Origin of the sequence: Aquabacterium sp. UBA2148 (assembly GCF_002328915.1) — a bacterium.
Classification (GTDB): Bacteria; Pseudomonadota; Gammaproteobacteria; order Burkholderiales; family Burkholderiaceae_C; genus Aquabacterium; species Aquabacterium parvum.
The window spans coordinates 1-17,397 of record NZ_DCXA01000180.1 but is presented as its reverse complement, the minus strand read 5'-3'; the positions used below and the strand labels follow the sequence as shown (position 1 = coordinate 17,397).

The window sequence follows — 17,397 nt, the reverse complement described above, 5'->3', positions numbered from 1 at the left end:
TCTCTTACCAGGATGTCCGTGAACGCACCACTCGCTGGGGCAACGTGGACCACCAGCGCATGCCCACGCCCATGCTGGGTGCTGCACAAGATCTGTCGCTGTGGTGCGTGGAAACTCGCAATCACATCGAATTCGTGTTCACGTTCAATGCCGATGTGCTGGACACCAGCTCCGTCGGAGCTTTCGCGAAGGCGCTGGAGCGGCTGCTGCGTGAAATCGTGACCGACCCGGATCGTCCTCTGTCCCGATACGATTTCTCCCCTGGGGCAACGTCGGACGCACCTCCTGCAAACGCTCCTTCCACGGCCGCGTCAACACCCAGCGGCATTGCCACGACCTCCTCTGCCGAATCGGTGGAGTCGGCCATTGCCGAGATCTGGCGCGGCCTGCTCGGGCTCGATCGATTCGACATCGACGAGGACTTCTTTGACCGCGGCGGCCACTCGCTGCTGGTGATGCGCGCGGTGACGCAGATCCGCAATCGCACGGGCAAGCCGGTCAGCGTCCACACCATCTTCGACAACTCCACTCCGCGCCGCCTGGCCCAGGCGCTGAGCGCAACGATGACTCCGGCACACCCCACTGCGGAGGGTGCCCAGCCCATCGGTGCGCCAAGCGCTGCCCCCCAGGTGATTCCTCACCGTGGCGACACGACCACAGCACCGCTGTCGCAAATGCAACAACGGCTCTGGTACCTCGAAAACCTGACGCCGCACAGCGTCACGCATCACATCCCCTCCGCTCACAGGCTCGATGGCGAGCTCGATATTCAGGCCCTCGCTCAAGCCTGGCAGCAACTGCTGGCCCGGCAAGCCGCATTGCGCACCGTCATAGGGCGCACGCCCACAGGCGACCATCAGCAGGTGCTGCCCCGACTGGATGCGCCCTTGCTGCCACTGGAAGACCTCAGTCACCTGACAGAGTCCGAGCGCGAATCCACTCTGCGTCACCGCATGGGCGAACTCGCCATGCAGCCGTTTGACCTCGAGAAAGGTCCGCTTTTTGCCATCCGCTTGTTCAAGCTCTCTGATCGAGACCACGTCCTGTTCTTCTTGGTCCATCACCTGATCTGGGATGGGTGGTCGTTCCAGGTGTTCAACGACGAACTGTCGGAGTTGTACAGCGCTGCCATGGCCGGACGTCCGGCACAGCTGCCTACGTTGCCCGTCACCTACGGCGACTTTGCCGCCTGGCACAACAAGTGGATGAGCGGCGAGGAACTTCAGCGCCAAACTGCGTTCTGGCAGGCCCGGATGACACCAGCGCCGGCGCCGCTGGCCCTTCCCACCGACCGATCAAGGCCTCCCCTGATGTCTGGGCAGGGTGCCTCTTGCACTGTTCACCTCGACCAACAAACAACTCACCAACTGCGAGAGGCGGCGCAACGTCAAGGGCGAACCTTGTTCACCACGTTGCTGGGGGCCTTCGGCTTGTTGCTGAACAAGCTCACCGGTCAGGAAGACCTGGTCATCGGAACACCAGTTCGAGGGCGAGACCATGCGGAACTGGAGTCGCTCATCGGCTTCTTCGTCAACACCTTGCCGCTGAGACTGACGCCCCGCGCCGATCTGACCCTATCCGACTGGTTCGCGCAGGTACAGCGCAGCACCATTGATGCTTTGTCACATCCGGACGTGCCGGTTGACCACCTTGTTCGGACCTTGCAGTTGCCACGAGACGCCAGCCGTGCACCGCTGTATCAGGCCCTGTTCTCATACCAGGATGCCCGCGAGCGCCACACGAACTGGGGCAATGTCGAGCACAAACGGTTCGATGTCCCGATGGTGGGCGCCGCACAAGACCTGGCCTTGTGGTGCGTGGAAACGCCCAACGACATCGAATTCACGTTCAACTACAACACGGACATCCTCGACGAAGGGACCGTGCAACTGTTCGCACAACGGTTGTCGCACCTGCTCAAACAGCTCTCCAGTCACGCGAACACGCCACTGAAAGACATTTCGGTGCAATCGGAGCAGGAGACCCTGCAACTGAGGCAGTGGAACAGCACGTCCATCCAATGGCCTACCACCGCTGCGAACATGATCGACCTGCTGCTGCAACAGCAGCATGCGTCATCCAGCGAAATCGCGGTGAGCCTGGCCGGAGAGCGCTCACTCAGCCACGCTGAGCTTTGGGCTCGAGCAGCGCAAATCGCGCACCATCTGCGCGCCCAGGGCCTGGGCCGAGGAAGCCTGGTTGGCGTGTGCATGCCGCGCTGCCCGGACATGCTAGCAACGACGTTGGGCATCCTTCAAGCAGGCGCAGCTTACGTGCCGCTCGACCCCGACTACCCCGCAGAGCGACTGAAACACATGGCCGAAGATGCTCGCCTGGCCTGGGTGGTCAGTCGCTCAGACACCATGCAAGCCTTTGCCTGGCCACGGGAGAGAACCCTGCTGACGGACATCGACGATGCCCTGCTGCTGCTGCAGCCGACCCGCGCACCAGAGCCAGATGCCTCCCTCGATGCCAATTCATCCGACGCCGCCTACGTGATCTACACATCCGGCTCCACGGGCAAGCCAAAAGGCGTGGTGGTGCCACACGTTTGCGTGACCAATTTCCTGCAAAGCATGGCTCGGGAGCCTGGATTGCGGGCTGGCGAACGTTTGCTGGCAGTGACCACGCTCAGCTTCGACATCTCGGTGCTGGAACTCTTCCTTCCCCTGCTCGTCGGAGCAGAAGTGGTGCTGTGCCGCAGCGATGACACCCGCGACCCATTCCAGCTCAAGGCGCTGGTGGAAGACGACATCAGCACGATGCAAGCCACACCCAGCACCTGGCACGCGCTCATCGAATCTGGATGGCAGGGGCACCCCGGCTTCACAGCGCTGGTCGGAGGAGAAGCGCTGCCAGCATCTCTTGCATCGGCCCTGCTGGCGCGTTGCGGTGCGGTCTGGAACATGTATGGTCCTACCGAGACCACGGTGTGGTCGACATGCTGGCGCGTGTCTCACCCTGAACGCGGTGTGCGCATTGGTCGGCCCATAGCCAACACCCAAGTGCACGTCCTGGATGCTCAAGGACAAACATGCCCCGTCGGAACACCTGGCGAGATCTGCATCGGCGGAGAAGGCGTCACGGCAGGTTACCTGTATCGCCCGGAACTCACAGCAGAGCGGTTCATTCGAGACCCCTTCCATGCAGCCCCCCATGCCAGGCTCTATCGCACAGGGGACCTGGGACGATGGGGGACAGAGGGTGAACTGGAGCACCTGGGCAGGCTGGATCACCAAGTCAAGGTGCGAGGCCATCGCATCGAACTCGGCGAGATCGAGGCCGCCTTGCTGAGCGACCCATCCATCGGGCAAGCCATTGTGATGGCGCGAGAGGACCTGCCCGGTGATGTGCGACTCGTCGCCTATTGCGTCCCGCGAACCCTGCACGGACTGCAAACCGATGTGACAGCACTGAGGGCTCAGCTGGCGACCATGTTGCCCGACTACATGCTGCCGCAACACATCGTGCTGCAGACGGATCTGCCAAAGCTACCCAATGGCAAGGTGGATCGATCAGCCTTGCCTCGCCCCACGGAATCCGCCCATCGAACTTCAGCCACCCGACGCAACAGGCGCGAACCCACCACGGCGCTTGAAGTGGCGATGGCGGCCGTGTGGCAAGAACTGATTGATACCGATGACATCGGCCTTGACGACAACTTCTTCAACCTAGGAGGCCACTCGCTCCTGGCCATGCGTGCGGTCACCGAAATCAAACGTCGGACAGGGTTGACCATCAATGTGCGACGACTGATTTTCGAAACCCTGGGGCAGTTGGCCGCCTCCGAATCTGCCACACAGCCGGCTCGACAGACCGACGTGGACCACCCCGCCCAGGACACCCCGAAGCAAGCGGTGCAACCGTCGACCGAGGCCAGCAAAGGTGGCTGGTTCAGCCGCTTGCTGGGACGTTGATCCCGTGCCGACACCGAGCCCTTTCCTGCTCTGAGATGACACCATTTTTCTTTGGCCCAGCCGAGCGCAGGCTCTATGGGGTCTACCACCCGCCGGCCCCGGCGAATCGCACCGCTTTGCAAGTGTTGCTGTGCGCCCCCTTCGGACAGGAGGCCGTTCGCACACACCGCCTGCACAGGCTCCTGGCGGAACAGTTGGCGCGCCAAGGATTCCACGTCATGCGCTTCGACTACCACGGCACAGGAGAGTCCTCGGGAGAAGACACCGAAGGCTCGCTGGCGCAGTGGCAAGAAGACATCCTGGCCGCCCAAGAAGAGCTCGGTCGCCGCACACGAGCACGAGAAACCGTGTGGGTTGGCGCCCGCCTTGGAGGCACGTTGGCACTGCTCGCCTCGGCGCGCAGTGCCACGCCCCCCCTGCGCATCGTTTTATGGGAGCCTGTCCTGGACGGCCCGACATATGTTCAAGAGTTGGCTATCGCCCACGTCAAGCACACGTTTGATCCGTTCATCCATCGACACAAGCCCCAAGCCGAACTGCGTCACGAAGCAATGGGGATCGGCGTGAGCGATGCCTGGCTTGCCGAAATGCGGAGCGTCTCTCTCGAGCGAATCCACCCGTCGTGTCTTCAGGCCTGCTATCACGTGGCAACAGCGCCGACGCCTGCAGCCCAACGCCTGTCAGAGCGTTTGCAAGCGCATGGGGCTGATTGGCGATACCTGCCAACCCAGGCACACATGGACTGGCACACCGAAGAAGCCGGTGGCAGTGCCCTGGCTCCCCCCGAGTTGCTTCGGCTTCTGACCTCCGCCATCAAAGGTGAGGTGGCATGAACGAGCACATCCTCACCTTTGGGCCAGGGTCTCATCTGGTCGGCACGCTCACGCGGCCCACTGGGGCGACCAAAGGCACGACCATCTTGCTGCTCAACGCCGGGGTCATTCATCGCATGGGGCCGCACAGGATCAACGTCAAGCTGGCTCGACGTCTGGCAGAGGACGGATTCACCGTCCTGCGCCTTGACCTGTCCGGGCAGGGCGACAGCGATGCCCCGGATGGCTCCCTGCCCTTCGAGCAGCAGGCAGTGAAGGATCTGCAAGAGGCCATGAACCACCTGCAACGCCTGACCCACACCGACTCCTTCGCTCTGGCTGGCATCTGCTCCGGAGCGCATCACGGCATTGCCGCGGCCCTTGATGACGATCGTCTCAAGGCACTTTGGATGATGGACCCTCATGCTTACCCCAGCGCCAAGACAAAGTGGGTGCGCGCGCGCAAACAACTTCAACTGGACTTTGCTGGCACCTTGGCACGTTGGGTCACCAAGGCCTGGCAGATCATCCGCATGCGCATCGACACCCGGGCGCCGCCCGATGGGGAACCGCCCATGCTGATCGACAACCCGTACCCCACCCCACCCAAATCCGAGTTTGCGGGCTGAATTCAAACCTTGCTTGACAAGGGGGTTCGGCTGCAAGTGGTGTATTCCGGCGGCATGTTCTGGCAATACAACCACCCCTCACAGTGGCGAGAAACGTTCAGCGCTTTTGGCAGGGTCGCTCACGTTCCGTGCGAACTGCTGCCCGATGTTGACCACACCGCCTCGACCCTGCACGCCCAACGACGGCTGATGGACTCTGTCCTGAAGTTTGTCGCTCATCTCCCCTGACCCACCAGCCACCCAAATGAGCACCTGTTTTGCCACCGATCTCAACAGCGAACTGCTGGACAAACAGCCGTTCAAGTTTCATCACAACCTGATGGGGCACCCCGCACTCTCTCTGGAGAACCTCTCCAGGGTCCTGCCAACTTTGCCAGAGCAGCAGGTCATGTACTCCAAGGGCCTGCAGGATGTCGGAGCCGATTTCGAGTCAACCTTCCGGAAAAAGCCAAAGGACCGGTCGCTGGAAGAGACCATCGAGTCCATTCGCACTTCAGACTCGTACATCATGGTGCGCTCACCGGAAGCAGATCCGTCGTTCGCAGACCTGTATCGAGACCTGTGCGGGGAGGTCTCGGCGCTGATGAAAAAACGCGGCGTTGGTGATTTGCCGGTGGGTGCACAGCTGTACCTGTTCATTGCCTCACCAAACAGCATCACCCCGTTTCACATCGACCGCTATTCCACGTTCCTGATGCAGTTCCGCGGCAGCAAAGCCGTCACGGTGGCCAAGCCCTGGGACGATCGGGTGGTGTCCCAAGCGAACCGCGAGGCTTATGTCATCCGCCAGAACACGAAGCTACCCTGGACACCCCAGGTTGACCAGATGTCTACCGTCTTCGAGTTCAGCCCCGGCGAGGCGCTGCACATTCCGTTCGTGGCGGGGCACCACGTGCGCAACGGTCCGGAAGATGTGTCCATATCCATGTCGATCATCTTCAACACCGATGAGAGCATTCGCTGGCGCGATGCCCTGTCATTCAACCATGTGCTGCGCAAAAATCTGCGCCGTGTGGGCTTGCAGCCTTCCAAGGTCGGTCAATCGGCGTGGCGGGATTCACTGAAGTCGAACATGTGGCACGGTTACCTCAAGATGCGCGGTTTTGGCGACTGAGGTCGGCGCTCTCAACGCATGCCCAGCTGGCCATCCGCATCCACGAAGTTCACCAGCTCGTCGGTGGTCAAGCCGGGAATGTTCAAACCGAAGCGTTCATTGATCAGCTCGACCATCGACTGAGCCCACAGTGCGTTCCAGACCGTCCCGGCATGCCCGTCTTGCAAGGTGGCGTGCCAAGGATCGTCGCCCCCGGTATTGCTGACTTCGAAGCGACTCCCGAAAAGCACCCTGCGATAGTCGGCCATGCCAGTTGCCTCGCGAGAGCCCCAGCGGGCAGCAAACCAAGCCTGATCATCGAAGAATGCCATGCGAGGATCCTGAGCGACCAGGGCACGCAGCCCCTGGTCAAATCGCGCAAGGCCCAGTCGAATGGCCGCCAAGGCCTCTGGCGACTGCCAGAGGTGATGAAATTTCTCCCACTCGGTATTGTTGAAGATGCCCACCAGCACGATTCGCAGTTCCGGTTGAGTCTGCCGAAGCCTTTTCACGGCTCTGGCGATATGCGACAGGCACGAGTCGATCAAGGCCACCACATCCGGATCGGACGGGTTGCGGGACAAGGCATCCAGCGCGGCCTGCTTGCCAAAATCATTCGTTCCGATGCGAATCACCACCACCCCCTGTTGCCAACGCACTGGGGTGCGAGCCATCAGCGTTAACAGGCGTTGGGTCTGGTCTTGGGGGGGGGCATTGAGGTTTGAGCACACTGCACCCGAGTACGCCTGATTGAACAAATGATCCTGCTTCGCGGGAAACCGTCCATCCTGACCCAACGCGTCGCGCAGCATCGACAGGCGCCTGAAGCGGGTTCCCCACGTGCCCCAAGGCCCAGGATCAAGCTGCGTTGATCTCAGGTTAGCCAACACCTCGGTCCATTGCCACGTGCGTTGGCGCATTTGCCCGCCTCGTGCACCAGGCCAGCGGGCAAATGTCAATTCATCGTGGTACGCATGGCTGTCGGAATCACCCAGAACCCCGAATGGCACGGCAGCTTCGTCAGAGGACCTGCCGTGCAGCGACTGCTGCATTCGCTGATCCGGCGCAAACACGAGCCACAACACGCCAAAGATGATCACCCCGCACAGCGCCAGCCAAATGAACTTCTTCATGATGTCGTCGCACGTTGTCCAAGACGCTTCCGCAACCTCCCCTGGCGCGGTTCGGTGTATCTTATCCGCCAAACAAAGACCTGCTTTGCCCAGCCTGACTCCCATGCAACTGGCCACCATCAAACGACTGCCGCTCATCCGCACCTGGTTGCATCGACGTGCGATCGGAAAGTACCTGTCGCCGCGCGGCCGTGGTTTCCACTGTGGGCACTTTCAGACCTTTGCACAGGCACGCGCCTGGCTGCCCCCGTCTGCAGAGTTCAGCCACGAGAAGTTCACCGAGGAGTACGTCAACGAACGGTGCCACCGCATCTGGTCTTTTGACTACCCCGTGCTTTTCTGGCTGCGAGGAGCATTCGAGACAGGATCCACCTCGCTGCTGGACATAGGCGGCTCGATCGGCAACCAGTACTACGCCTACCAGCGCTATCTGGCGTACCCGCCCGCACTGCAATGGCGAGTCCAGGAGCTGAGCGCCTTCATCGAGCAAGGGCGAGACATTGCCCAACAGCGTGGAGCCACTGCGCTGTCCTTCTCAGACGACTGGCCTGACCCATGGTTGTCATGCGACATCTGGATGGCCGCGGGCGTCCTGGAGTTCATGGAGGATGTTGATCTTTTCTCGCTTCTCTCGCGTGCGTCCCGCAAACCTCGCCACATCCTGATCAACAAGCTACCGCTGACCGAAGCCCCTGCCTTCGTGTCCAGTCAGAACATCGGCTTCGGCTCCTACGTACCGCACCATGTGTTCAATCGCCAGGCCTTTGTCAGCGGCATCGAGCAGCATGGTTATGAACTCGTTGACCAGTGGGAGGTCCCCGATCGAAAATTCCTTTCCTTGGGTTTCGATGAGGACGAGTTCGACACATACAGTGGCCTGTACTTCCGGCTGAAGCCGTGATGTGGGACGTGTCCAGCGCCCGACAGAGTTGGGTTTGCGTGACCCCCTTCATCGGTGCGCAGGTGTGGCTCATCCCCCTGCCAGATGCGGAGCAATCGGTCAGCCGGGGCACGCTGGCCTGCCTGAGCGAAGCAGAGCATCAACGCGCACTGCGCTTCACCCGGCGCCATGACGCCTGCCGTTACCAAGCGGCCCATGCTGCCTTGAACGTTTTGCTGGCGGAGCGGTTGCACCGTGAGCCGGCGGCGTTGGCGATGCAAGCCAGCGCCCATGGCAAGCCCGAACTGATTCCCCCCTCACTTCGTTTCAATCTCTCGCACAGCGCTGGCTGGGCGCTCGTGGCAATGCACCCCGACCTGCCCCTGGGAGTGGACATCGAAGTTCACCAACCGTCACGAGACAACGAATCGCTCGGCAGCGCCATCTTGACTCCGAGCGAATGGCAAGCCTGGGCCCGCCTGGCCCCTTCCCAACGTGACGCGGCCCTGTTCAATGCCTGGACTCGCAAGGAAGCTTGCCTCAAGGCATTGGGAACGGGGCTGCTGACCCCGCCTGACCAGGTGCCAGTGAGCGTGTCCCCACAGGCTGACAAAGGAGATTGGCGCCCGCCCCTTGGGCCGCAGGTGAATTGGACCGACCTGATCCTCCCTGTTCATCAGGCGCACTCGGCCAGCTTGGCCTGGATCAAAGCCTGAAGGTCACAGGTCTTTGAGTGGATGGGCGTGCAAGGGCCACACCTGCTCGAAAAACGCCTCGACCTGCGCGGCGTCCAGGTCCGAAATCTTGGCCGGCCGCCACTTCGGAGCGTGGTCCTTGTCGACCACCAGGGCGCGCACGCCTTCGACCGTTTCGCTCTCGGCACCCTTGCGCAACTGGAAACAGTGCCGCACCAGCGTGCGCTCCATGCGGAACACCTCGGCCAGTGGCATGCTGCGCCCTCGCCGCACCTGCTCCAGCGTGACGGCCATCATCAGTGGCGAGTGACCGGCCATCTGCTGCAGCGTGGCTTGGGCCCACTCGCTGCCATCGGCCTGCAACGACGCCACGATGTCCTGCAGGCTGGGCAGGCTGAAATGCCGCTGGATGGCATCGAAATGCACCGTCACCGTGGCCTCGGGCAGGTGCTCCAGGGGATGCAGGTCAAGGTGGGCACGCAGCCGGGCCACGATCGCCTCGCCGGTGCCACCCGGTGTTTGACGCAGGTCGGCCAGGAAGGCGGGCAGGCAACCGCCCTGGGCCGCCACGTCGGCCAGGCCCAGGGTGAGCGCATCGGTCACGTGCAGGTGGGGGCCGACTACACCCAGGTACTCGCCGATGGCCCCGGCGCATCGAGGCAGGAAGTAGCCGCCCCCGACGTCGGGGAACAGGCCGATGCGCGTCTCGGGCATGGCCATGCGCAGCGTCTCGGTGGCCACGCGCAACTTGCAGCCCTGCGCCAGGCCCATGCCACCGCCCATGGTCACGCCCTGCAGCCAGGCGATCGTGGGCTTGGGGAACACATGGATGAAGTGGTCCAGCGCGTACTCCTCGCTGAAGAAATCCTCCACCGCCGGGTCGCCTGCCAGGGCCGCATCGTGCATGAAGCGGATGTCGCCGCCGGCACAAAAATGCGTCACCGGCTGCTTGTCGTCGCTGGCCTCGCGGGCAGCGCCGCGCAGCAACACAGCCAGCACGGCGGGGTCATCGGCCCATCCGCGCAGGACGGTGCTGAGCTCACGCACCATCTCCAGGTTGAGCGCGTTGAGCGCGCGGGGGCGGTTCAGTGTGATGACACCCAGGCCACCGACGACTTCGGTGAGGACAGGAGCAAACATGGGGACACTGTATTACAGCGGCCCCATGCTTCTGCGCACCTCAGCCCATCATCAAGTCATCTTCGCGATGATCCGCTCGATGTTGCGCTCGGCGAACGCCGTCACCGACAGCGCTGGGTTGGCCACCAACGAGTCGGGGAACAGGGCTGCGTCCATCACATACAGGCCCGGATAGCCCTTGACCTCTCCCACGTCGTCCGTGGCCAGCCCGATCGGGCAGCCACCCAGCGGGTGATAGGTCGCGTTGTCACCCACCGTCTTGCCGCCGAACCAACTCTTGTTGTAGGTCGCACCGTTGGCCTTGTTGATCTTGTCGTACACGGCTTTGGCGCTCGTCACCGGCTCGTTCTTGGCCGTGGCTGACCAGTTCAGCACCGACTGCTGCTTGCTGGCGTCGTAACTGAACTTACCCAGCTCCGGTGTCTGCGTCATGGTGATGTGTGCGGTGCTGAAGGTGTCGATGCCCAGCGGCATGGCGATGTTCATCGAGTACACCTGCTGCCCCTTGTGGTCGTAGGCATCAATGCCCGTGGCCGGCAACACCGAGGTCTTGGCGCCCGTGGGCGTGTAGACGTTGCGCACCATGAAGATCTCACCGTTGGAGCTCCAGCGCGTGCCGATGTGTTCGTTCAGGTTGGGCAGCGTGCCGGTGGCGCGGGCCTTGACCAGCAGGTTGGTCGTGCCCATGGAGCCGCCGCCCAGGAACAGACGATCACAGCTGATGGTGCGCGTGGCCAGCACCGTGCCCTTGACGTCGATCTGCTTGGTGGTGACGAGGTAGCGGCCATCGGCTGCGCGACCGATCGAGGTCACCTCGGTCAACGGTTGGATCCGCACCAGGCCCGTCCCCAACGCCTCGGCCAGGTAAGTCTTGTCCAGGCTCATCTTGCCGTGGTTGTTGCCGAAGCCGCCTTCGCTGCCCAGCGCAGACTTCGGCGCCGTGCCGGCTTCTTCCTGCTCCATGTAGGCCATGTCATAGCCCGAGTCGAGCGTGCGCCACTGGAAGCCCGCCTTGGCGGCCTGAGCGCAAGCCACGCGCGCATAGCGGTGGTAGGCGCTGGCCTGGTAGTACGCGGGTCGGATCTTGTTGCCCTTGAGGCCCGACAGCGCTCGCGGGTAGTAGACGTTGTAGAGCTCGTTGATGTCGATGCCCGAGGGCAGGATGCGCTGCAGCGTCTCGCGGTAAGGCGTGATCAGCATGGCCAGGTTGACCAGCGAACCACCGCCCACGCCACGGCCCAGGTAGACGTCCATGTTGGGCGACGACACCACGTCGAGGATGCCCGCGGCCACCGGCACCTTCAGCAGGCTGCTGACCGGGATGACACCGCCAATGGTCGAAAACACCGCCGTGATGCGGTCCTTGAACCACATGGCGCGCTCGTCGGGCGAGAAGGGCTTGCAGAATATCTTGCCGTCCGAGCCAGGCGTGTTCCACAGCCGCCCCATTTCCAGCACCGTGACGCGCTGGCCCTTTTGCGCCAGGCGCAGAGCCGTCACGGCACCACCGTAGCCAGAACCCACAACGAGGTTGGGCACGTGCTCTTCGGCTTGTGCGGCATAGGCCTCTTCGGTCATCAAGCCCGCGAGTGCCGCGGCCGAGGTGATGCCACCGGTGACGGCGCGCATGGGCAGGCCCACGCTCCCCAGGCCCAACTGGGCCCCAACTGCCAGGACGCTTTGCCCCCACTGGCGACGATTCAGCTTGTTCATGATGTGCTTGCGCTCCGTGTTTTGGAAGTACAGGCATCGTAGGAACCGTGGCTGAGGCGCGCATTCACCGATGCGGCCAGTGATATCCATCACGCGGCCAGATGTGGGAAAGCCCTGATCCCGCCTTGCACGGCGGCATCAGGGCTTCCATCATCTACCCGTTCGGGGTAGGTGCCCGATCAGGCGATCAGGCGATCAGGCGTTGGCTTCGCGCGAAGCACGCTTGCGATCGTGCTCCTTGAGGAAGCGCTTGCGCACGCGGATGCTCTTGGGCGTGATCTCGACCAGCTCGTCGTCGTCGATGAAGTCCACGCCGTACTCCAGCGTCAGGTCGATCGGCGGCGTGATCTTGACGGCGTCTTCCTTGCCCGAGACACGGAAGTTGGTCAGCTGCTTGGTGCGCGTGGCGTTGACCACCAGGTCGTTGTCGCGGCTGTGGATGCCGACGATCATGCCTTCGTACACCGGGTCGTTCGGCTTGACGAACATGCGGCCGCGGTCGTCGAGCTTGCCCAGGGCATAGGTGAAGATTTCACCGTCGTCCATGGAGATCAGCACGCCGTTCTTGCGGCCGCCGATGTCACCCTTGTGGGCTTCATAGCCGTCGAAGATCGACGAGATCAGGCCCGAACCACGGGTCAGGTTCATGAATTCGTTGGAGAAGCCGATCAGACCGCGAGCGGGGATGCGGTACTCCAGGCGCACGCGGCCATGGCCGTCCGGCTCCATGTTGATCATCTCGCCCTTGCGCAGGCCCAGGGCCTGCATCACGCCACCTTGGTGGATTTCTTCCACGTCGGCGGTGACCAGCTCCATCGGCTCGGACTTCACACCGTCGATGTCCTTGAACATCACGCGGGGCTTGGACACGGCCAGCTCGTAGCCTTCACGGCGCATGTTTTCCAGCAGGATGGTCAGGTGCAGTTCACCACGACCACAGACCTCGAAGATGCCGTCTTCGTCGGTTTCCTTCACGCGCAGGGCCACGTTGTGCTGCAGCTCTTTTTGCAGGCGGTCCCAGATCTGACGCGAGGTCACGAACTTGCCCTCGCGACCAGCCAGCGGCGAGGTGTTCACGCAGAAGTTCATGGTCAGGGTGGGCTCGTCCACCTTCAACATGGGCAGCGGAGCGGGGTTGGCCGGGTCGGTCACGGTCACGCCGATGCCGATGTCTTCGATGCCGTTGATCAGCACGATGTTGCCGGGGCCGGCTTCGGTGACCTGCACGCGGTCCAGGCCCTGGAAGGTCAGCACCTGGTTGATGCGGCCATTGATGGCCTTGCCATCGGGGCCTTCCATCACGACCACGTTCTGGCCCGGCTTGGCCGTGCCCTGGCTGATGCGGCCCACGCCGATGCGGCCCACGAAGGTCGAGAAGTCGAGTGCGGAGATCTGCAGTTGCAGCGGCGCCGCCGGGTCACCCTTTTGCGCAGGCACATGCTTGAGCACGGTGTTGAACAGGGCCGACATGTCAGGGCCCCACTGCTCACCAGGCGCACCTTCTTCCAGGGAGGTCCAGCCGTTGATGCCCGAGGCGTAGACCACGGGGAAGTCGAGCTGTTCGTCGGTGGCGCCCAGCTTGTCGAACAAATCGAATGCAGCGTTGATGACGGCATCCGGCTTGGCACCGGGCTTGTCCACCTTGTTGACCACGACGATGGGCTTGAGACCCAGGGCCAGCGCCTTCTTGGTCACGAAGCGCGTTTGCGGCATCGGGCCTTCTTGCGCATCGATCAGCAGCACCACGCCGTCGACCATGGACAGCGCGCGCTCGACCTCACCACCGAAGTCCGCGTGGCCCGGGGTGTCGACGATGTTGATGTGCGTGCCTTCCCAGCTCACGGCGCAGTTCTTGGCCAGGATGGTGATGCCGCGCTCGCGTTCGATGGCGTTGTTGTCCATCACGGTGTCGACGACCTTTTCATGGTCGGCGAAGGTGCCGGACTGGCGCAGCAGTTGGTCCACCATGGTCGTCTTGCCATGGTCCACGTGGGCGATGATCGCGATGTTGCGGATTTGAGTGCTCATGGGAATCTCTCAGGTCTGAAATCAGTGAGTGGCCAGCGCGACTGGCTCGGTTGCTTGCTGGCTCACCAGGCCCTGCACCTCGAGGGGGCTGAGCAGGCGGGTGGGGATGAGTTCGCCGGACTGCACGTGGGCGCTGCCCAGCAGCACACGGCCTACAGAAGCGGTGGCGCCAGGCATCGGCCCGTAGACGCGCACCAAATCGGCATTGGGCAGCATCACCTTGCGGCGCAAGCCGGTGAGGAAACGCGCTGCTTCGTCTTGCGACAAGTCCACATCGGGGCAATCGGCAAGCAGGACGTCGGGCGCCATCAGGTGCTCGTCGCGCTCGGCCTCGGTCATGGCCTGCAAGGCTTCGAGCGTGACCGCGCCTTGCAGGCTGACGCCGCCGCTGCCGGTTCGGCGCAGGCCGATGAGGTGGGCGCCACAACCCAGGTGCTCGCCGATGTCCTCGGCCAGGGTGCGGATGTAGGTGCCCTTGCTGCAACGCACGTCGATGGTCACGACCTCACCTTGCACCGACAGGATGTCAATGGCGTGAAGGGTCACGCGCCGAGGCGCGCGCTCGATCTCGACGCCTTCGCGGGCGTATTCGTACAGGGCCTTGCCCTGGTGCTTGAGCGCCGAGTGCATGGGCGGGACCTGGTCGATCGTGCCCACGAAGGCATCGCAGGCGGCGCGCAGGCGCTGGGCATCCAGCATGGCGGCCGTCACTTCGCGGGTGCTTGTGACTTCGCCTTCGGCATCGGCCGTGGTGGTGCGCACGCCCAACTGGAGCGTGGCGGTGTAGCGCTTGTCGGCGTCGAGCGAGACCTGCGAGAACTTGGTGGCCGCGCCAAAGCACAACGGCAGCAAGCCGGTGGCCAACGGGTCGAGCGTGCCGGTGTGACCGGCCTTCTCGGCACGCAACAGCCGCTTGACCTTCTGCAAGGCGTCGTTGCTCGACAGGCCCAGAGGCTTGTCCAGCAGGATGACGCCATGCAGCGCCCGGCGCGGTTGACGCGGCGGGCGGGTCAGCTGTTGCGATGCCGTGGCCATGTTCACGCGCCCTGCCCCTCCGCGCCCGGCTCATCCGCATCCTTGGCTTTGTCGGCCACGGCGCGGTTGATCAGGGCGTTGAGCTCGGCCGCGCGCTCGGTGGTGCGGTCGAAGTGGAAATGCAGCGTCGGCACGGTGTGGATCTGCAGGCGCTTGAACAGGCCGTTGCGCAGGAAGCCTGCGGCTTCGTTCAGGCCTTCTTCGGACGCCGTCGGGTCACCCACCAGCAGGGAGAAGCGGATCTTGGCGTGAGCGTAATCCGGCGTCACCTCGACGTTGCTGATCGTGACCATGCCGATGCGCGGGTCTTTGAGGTCGCGGATGAGCTCGGCCAGGTCACGCTGGATCTGGTCGGCCACTCGCAAGCCGCGATTGGGTGTGGAACGTTTGTGGCGCATGGTGCTTGACTCTTTCCTGGTGCCCGCCCTCCAAGCACAAACCCCGCCTGGGTTTCAGGCGGGGTTGATCGGGGGAGCGGTCGCTGCGTTTTTTACAGCGTGCGAGCCACTTCCTTGATTTCGAAGAACTCGAGCACGTCACCTTCCTTGATGTCGTTGTAGCCCTTGATGTTGAGACCACACTCGAAGCCTTCGCGCACTTCCTTGACGTCGTCCTTGAAGCGCTTGAGGCCTTCGAGCTCGCCGGTGTAGATGACCACGTTCTCGCGCAGCAGGCGCAGCTTGGCGCTGCGGCGGACCACACCGCTGGTGACCATGGAGCCACCGATGGTGCCGATCTTCGAGGCGATGAACACCTGACGGATCTCAGCGGTACCGATGACTTCCTCGCGCTGCTCCGGAGCCAGCATGCCGCCCATTGCCGCCTTCACATCGTCCACGGCGTCGTAGATGATGTTGTAGTAGCGGATGTCGATGCCGTTGTGGTCGGCCACCTTGCGGGCGTTGGCGTCCGCGCGGGTGTTGAAGCCGATCAGCACGGCCTTCGAGGCGATCGCCAGGTTGACGTCCGACTCGGAGATGCCACCCACTGCAGCGTGAACGATCTGAACGCGCACTTCTTCGGTCGACAGCTTGAGCAGCGAAGAAGCCAGCGCTTCTTGCGAGCCTTGCACGTCGGCCTTGATGATGATCGGCAGGGTCTGAACGTCGCCGCCTTGACCCATTTGCTCGAACATGTTTTCCAGCTTGGCGGCCTGTTGCTTGGCCAGCTTGACGTCACGGTACTTGCCTTGGCGGAAGGTGGCGATTTCACGGGCGCGGCGCTCGTCCGACAGCACCATGAACTCGTCACCGGCCGAGGGCACCTCGGTCAGGCCCTGGATTTCCACGGGGATGGAAGGACCGGCTTCGGTGGTCGGCTTGCCGTCTTCGTCCAGCATGGCGCGAACACGGCCATACGAGGCACCGGCCAGGACGACGTCGCCGCGCTTGAGCGTGCCGGACTGCACCAGCACGGTGGCCACAGGGCCGCGGCCCTTGTCCAGGCGCGCTTCGATCACCAGGCCCTTGGCCATGGCTTCCTTGGCGGCCGTCAGCTCCAGCACTTCGGCTTGCAGCAGCACGTTTTCCAGCAGTTCGTCGATGCCTTGGCCGGTCTTGGCCGACACCGGGCAGAACGGGGCGTCGCCGCCGTAAGCTTCAGGCACGACCTGTTCGGCAACCAGCTCCTGGGTCACGCGCTCGATGTTGTTGCCCGGCTTGTCGATCTTGTTGATCGCGACCACGATGGGCACGCCAGCGGCCTTCGCGTGGTGGATGGCTTCCTTGGTCTGGGGCATGACGCCGTCGTCTGCGGCCACCACCAGGATGACGATGTCGGTGGCCTTCGCACCGCGGGCACGCATGGCCGTGAAGGCCTCGTGACCCGGGGTATCCAGGAAGGTGATCATGCCGCGCGGGGTGTCCACGTGGTAGGCACCGATGTGCTGCGTGATGCCGCCCGCTTCGCCCGCGGCGACGCGAGACGTGCGGATGTAGTCCAGCAGCGAGGTCTTGCCGTGGTCGACGTGACCCATGACGGTGACCACCGGCGCACGGGGGAAGAGCTCGGCCGTTTGTTCGGCGTGTTCTTCTTCCAGGAAGGCATCGGGGTCGTCCAGCTTGGCGGCGAGCGCCTTGTGGCCCATCTCTTCCACCACGATCATGGCGGTTTCCTGGTCCAGCTGCTGGTTGATGGTGACCATCTGGCCCAGCTTCATCATCTGCTTGATGACTTCGGAGGCCTTGACGGACATCTTGTGGGCGAGGTCGGCCACCGAGATGGTCTCGGGCACGTGCACCTCGATGACCTGCGGCTCACTCGGCGGCACGAAGTTCGACTGGTTGTCGCCACCACGGTCACCACCACGGCGACCACCGCGAC

13 protein-coding genes are annotated in these 17,397 nt (G+C 63.1%); 6 read left to right on the top strand and 7 right to left on the bottom strand.

Annotated features, from left to right (window positions below; translation table 11 throughout):
• Positions 1-59 precede the first annotated feature (59 nt).
• The 4 genes from B2W70_RS10105 (at position 60) to B2W70_RS10090 (ending at position 6,472) form a co-directional block, all read left to right on the top strand.
• Entirely contained in the window at positions 60-3,917 is a 3,858-nt protein-coding gene (locus B2W70_RS10105; RefSeq protein WP_286745401.1) for a non-ribosomal peptide synthetase, read from the top strand.
• Between the two features lie 35 nt (positions 3,918-3,952).
• Complete coding sequence (locus B2W70_RS10100) at positions 3,953-4,750, top strand: serine aminopeptidase domain-containing protein (RefSeq protein WP_058086076.1); 798 nt, start codon at positions 3,953-3,955, stop codon at positions 4,748-4,750.
• A gap of 86 nt (positions 4,751-4,836) precedes the next feature.
• On the top strand, positions 4,837-5,358 hold the full coding sequence (locus B2W70_RS10095; protein ID WP_286745399.1) for an alpha/beta hydrolase: 522 nt from the start codon (positions 4,837-4,839) through the stop codon (positions 5,356-5,358).
• 244 nt (positions 5,359-5,602) lie between these two features.
• Positions 5,603-6,472: a cupin-like domain-containing protein gene (locus tag B2W70_RS10090; protein ID WP_058086074.1), complete on the top strand. Its 870-nt coding sequence runs from the start codon at positions 5,603-5,605 to the stop codon at positions 6,470-6,472.
• A gap of 11 nt (positions 6,473-6,483) precedes the next feature.
• Here B2W70_RS10090 and B2W70_RS10085 read toward each other — a convergent pair whose 3' ends face one another.
• On the bottom strand, positions 6,484-7,584 hold the full coding sequence (locus B2W70_RS10085) for an SGNH/GDSL hydrolase family protein (RefSeq protein WP_286745396.1): 1,101 nt from the start codon (positions 7,582-7,584) through the stop codon (positions 6,484-6,486).
• Positions 7,585-7,687: 103 nt separating this feature from the next.
• Between B2W70_RS10085 and B2W70_RS10080 the strand changes: the two genes are divergently transcribed.
• Together B2W70_RS10080 and B2W70_RS10075 are read left to right on the top strand one after the other, a co-directional pair.
• Entirely contained in the window at positions 7,688-8,485 is a 798-nt protein-coding gene (locus tag B2W70_RS10080; protein ID WP_286745394.1) for a methyltransferase, TIGR04325 family, read from the top strand.
• The gene (locus B2W70_RS10075; protein WP_286745392.1) at positions 8,485-9,180 is read left to right on the top strand and encodes a 4'-phosphopantetheinyl transferase family protein; all 696 of its coding nucleotides are present in this window, start codon (positions 8,485-8,487) and stop codon (positions 9,178-9,180) included. The genes B2W70_RS10080 and B2W70_RS10075 overlap by 1 nt, the downstream gene beginning before the upstream one ends.
• A 3-nt stretch (positions 9,181-9,183) precedes the next feature.
• Here B2W70_RS10075 and B2W70_RS10070 read toward each other — a convergent pair whose 3' ends face one another.
• From B2W70_RS10070 to infB, 6 genes are all read right to left on the bottom strand, one after another.
• Positions 9,184-10,299 carry an enoyl-CoA hydratase/isomerase family protein gene (locus B2W70_RS10070; RefSeq protein WP_286745390.1) on the bottom strand — a complete coding sequence of 372 codons (1,116 nt, stop codon included), beginning with the start codon at positions 10,297-10,299 and terminating at the stop codon, positions 9,184-9,186.
• Positions 10,300-10,350: 51 nt separating this feature from the next.
• Positions 10,351-12,012, bottom strand: coding sequence for a GMC oxidoreductase (locus B2W70_RS10065; RefSeq protein ID WP_286745387.1), 1,662 nt, complete (start codon positions 12,010-12,012; stop codon positions 10,351-10,353).
• Positions 12,013-12,207: 195 nt separating this feature from the next.
• Positions 12,208-14,040, bottom strand: coding sequence for a translational GTPase TypA (gene typA, locus B2W70_RS10060; protein ID WP_286745385.1), 1,833 nt, complete (start codon positions 14,038-14,040; stop codon positions 12,208-12,210).
• A gap of 21 nt (positions 14,041-14,061) precedes the next feature.
• Positions 14,062-15,075, bottom strand: coding sequence for a tRNA pseudouridine(55) synthase TruB (gene truB, locus B2W70_RS10055; protein WP_286745384.1), 1,014 nt, complete (start codon positions 15,073-15,075; stop codon positions 14,062-14,064).
• A 2-nt stretch (positions 15,076-15,077) separates the two neighbouring features.
• Complete coding sequence (rbfA, locus tag B2W70_RS10050) at positions 15,078-15,473, bottom strand: 30S ribosome-binding factor RbfA (protein ID WP_286745381.1); 396 nt, start codon at positions 15,471-15,473, stop codon at positions 15,078-15,080.
• A gap of 92 nt (positions 15,474-15,565) precedes the next feature.
• Positions 15,566-17,397 (bottom strand): translation initiation factor IF-2 (gene infB, locus B2W70_RS10045; protein ID WP_286745378.1); only part of this gene is annotated, 1,832 nt, incomplete at its 5' end.